Below are 228 nucleotides of genomic sequence, written 5' to 3' on the forward strand. Positions count from 1 at the left end.
TATATCATCGATTATTTTCAACAATCGAATATTGTCTAAATACAACTCTTGATACTGTGGCGGCGCTGACTCGGAATAGAACTGTTGCAAGAAGTCTAGGAAATCTGCCTCCCACCAGTCTTCTAATGCCAAGTCATGAGGGCCGTCTAGGAAGAACTCCTCATACTCCGGCAGAGAAGTCTGGATTAGCGGCTCCGCCTCGGCATTGTTTGTTCTAAATGTCTTTCC

The 228-nt window shown here is 45.2% G+C and carries 1 pseudogene; it reads right to left on the bottom strand.

Annotated elements, in window-relative coordinates:
- A pseudogene (locus EXE42_RS20025) lies at window positions 1-228 on the bottom strand (hypothetical protein); the annotation flags it as partial.

The organism is Halorubrum sp. SP3 (genome assembly GCF_005435195.1).
GTDB classification, from domain to species: Archaea; Halobacteriota; Halobacteria; order Halobacteriales; family Haloferacaceae; genus Halorubrum; species Halorubrum sodomense.